Genomic DNA, 2,723 nt, shown 5'->3' on the forward strand with positions numbered 1-2,723 from the left:
GTAAGCGCTTAATTTTCAGGTATTACCAGAAAAATATCCGACTACTTTTCAGCAGTCGGAGTACCTTGACAATTCACATATAATTGATTATTCGTTGGAGTTTTCTACCAGTCGTTTGAGTTCTGCCTTGACATCTTCATTCCATGGAGCCAGCTGATCCAGCTCCTCGTCACTCATACTATCATTAGGCTGTTTCTCAAGTAGATAAGTCAGATAGTGATAGACGTTTACTCCATTTGCCTTTGCCATTTCTACCATAGTATAAACAATGGCACTGGCCTGTGCACCGTTCGGAGTATCACAGAACAGCCAGTTTTTACGGCCTACTGTAAAGGGGCGGATCGCATTCTCACTGAGATTATTAGAAAAACTACATCTGCCATCTTCCAGATAGGTCATAAGATAGGAGCGGCGGTTTTGGATATAGGTGACTGCCTTATCCATCCGGGATCCCCGGGTAGGTTTCTGCATGTCAAGCCACGACAAAAAGCCCTCAATGACAGGCACTTCTTTTTCAAGGCGTGCTTTTTTGAGAGAATCGAAGGTTGTACTTTTTGCCTTGATCGTTTCTTCCAGACGGAAGAGACGGTCGATATACAGGATACCCTGCACAGCAGGCTGGCCGTAATCCAGGTTTTTCCCTTTCGGGACTGCATCCACCAGGTACCTGCGTATATGTGCCCAACAGGCAGTACGTTTTGCATCCGGCACTTTGTTGTACCCGCTATACCCATCGCACATCAGGTAGCCTTTGAATCCCTGCAGGAATTCAACCGCGTTATCCCCGGCGCGGGTTTCCGAGTATTTATAGAGGATGATTGGTACACCGCCATCTTCCCCGCTGCGGAAAAGCCACATATAGGATTTCGACTGGGCCCGGCGCCCCGGTTCATGCAGTACCTGCAGGGGCGTTTCGTCTGCCATTGCGAATTCCCGCTCCAGCAGTTTCCGGCGGAAGTATTCATACATCGGACGAAAGAATGCATCTGAATTAAGGATAACCCAGTTTGCCATGGTTGCCCTTGTGATGGATGCACCATACTGTTTCCAATCTTTTTCCTGACGGCAGTAGGGCAGGCTGTTGCAGAACTTCTGGTACATCACCCATGCAACTGTGCCAGCCGAAGCCATCCCATAGAGCAAATGCGGTTTTCCATCTTTTCCTTTTTTGATAACAGAAAGACCGCGTTTACTGCATTCCGGGCATTCATAGCTGACACTGTAGTATTCGATGACTTTCAGCTTTGCCGGGATAAAGACCAGTTCACGGCGTACAAACTCCTCACCGATCCTTTTCAGCGGGGCATTACAGGCCGGGCAGAACCTGTCCTTTTCCGGGATATCCAAATATTCCTTTTTTACAGGCAGACCCTTAAAACGTTCTGCATTTGTTGCGCGGGCTTTCCTCTTTTTTTCGGGAAGCAGTGCAGCCATCTCCTCGGCTTCAGCGGCCGCAGGATCCTGTTCCATTTCAGCTTCGTTGAAAAGGTTCAGCTGTCCCGGAAGATCGGCGGAACGTTTTTCGCTGGAAGTGCCAAAGAGTTTTTTACGGAGAAGTTCCACTTCTTCTTTCAGGTTATCACGCTCCTGTGTAAGGGCTTCCTCCCGTTTATTTCCGGCATCGACAGTTGCCTGAAGAGTTTTTATTAAATTTTTCAGCTCTGTGATCATATCTTTCAGCTCACGCAGCTGGATATCTTTGGAACTGTCTGCCACTGCTTTTTCCTCCTGCTTTTGATATCTCTATTATATCAGAAAACAGACAGTGCTGCCAGTACAACAGGAAAACAGTGCACCCTAAAAAATGCTGAACGTACAGGGAAAACAAGCGGTTTTATTACCTTGCACAGGATGTTTTGATCGCTTTCGGCTGCTCAATATCAATGCCTGACATCAGCCAGTCGAATTCCCTCCATGTGAGGTTCCGGACTTCTGATTTATTTCTTGGCCATCGGTAAGAACCCTGGGCTGTCAGTCTTTTGTAGATCATAACGATCCCGTCAGGTTCTTTTAAGATGGCTTTGATCCTGTCACATCTTCGGCCACAGAAAAGATAAAGTGCGTGGTCGATCTCCATGGAAAACTGATCCTGGATGATCGCACATAATCCATCAATAGATTTGCGCATATCTGTTCTGCCGCAGACGATATAAATGGCATCGACATTTGAGATATCCGCTAACATAATGGCTCCTTCAGCGCATCCATCAGGATCTTCAGAAGGGAAGGATGAACGGTATTGCTCATCCGGATCATCAGTCCTCTGGCTTCGATCTCGATCGTATGTGGATTATCAAGGTACATGGAACTGTTATCTTTATCTGAAACCAGTTCTGCCGGAGGAGTTTCCGGCTCTATAGCGATCTGGACCACATCCTGTTTATGGGATGTAAGATCAAGGGTACTGGCTTTGTTAGCCGATTCTGGGATCTGACAGGCCTTTTTACGCAGGCGTGTGACCGCATTGTAAAAACAGCTGGGAGAGATCCCGTGTTCATTACACCATGCGGCATCAGTAAGCCCGCTCTGTCTGCACTGGATCACCAGTTCCATCCATTCATCCAGAGAACGCCCTGGGGCACGTTTACTGCTCATAATGAAACCTCCAAGTATAGTAATTGACCACTTCCTATCTACGAAGTGGAGTAAAAAACTATTTACTATCAATCATTATGAACTACAAAACGGCAAATGTATAGTTACCCAAGAATTAAGCGCTTACC

Annotated in this window: 3 protein-coding genes; all 3 read right to left on the reverse strand. The window is 46.8% G+C overall.

The annotated features are described in order from the left end of the window. Positions 1–87: 87 nt before the first annotated feature. The 3 genes from tnpC to tnpA all read right to left on the reverse strand — a co-directional run bounded on the left by tnpC (position 88) and on the right by tnpA (position 2,595). Entirely contained in the window at positions 88–1,716 is a 1,629-nt protein-coding gene (tnpC, locus tag LJE09_RS16910; RefSeq protein WP_227311586.1) for an IS66 family transposase, read from the reverse strand. Positions 1,717–1,837: 121 nt separating this feature from the next. Continuing rightward, the gene (gene tnpB / locus LJE09_RS16915; RefSeq protein WP_117942324.1) at positions 1,838–2,185 is read right to left on the reverse strand and encodes an IS66 family insertion sequence element accessory protein TnpB; all 348 of its coding nucleotides are present in this window, start codon (positions 2,183–2,185) and stop codon (positions 1,838–1,840) included. Beyond that, positions 2,179–2,595 (reverse strand): IS66 family insertion sequence element accessory protein TnpA, encoded by a 417-nt coding sequence (gene tnpA, locus LJE09_RS16920; RefSeq protein ID WP_117494621.1) that lies wholly within the window; start codon positions 2,593–2,595, stop codon positions 2,179–2,181. The genes tnpB and tnpA overlap by 7 nt, the downstream gene beginning before the upstream one ends. Positions 2,596–2,723: the final 128 nt, after the last annotated feature.

The organism is Blautia sp. DFI.3.45 (assembly GCF_020593505.1).
Classification (GTDB): Bacteria; Bacillota; Clostridia; order Lachnospirales; family Lachnospiraceae; genus Blautia_A; species Blautia_A wexlerae.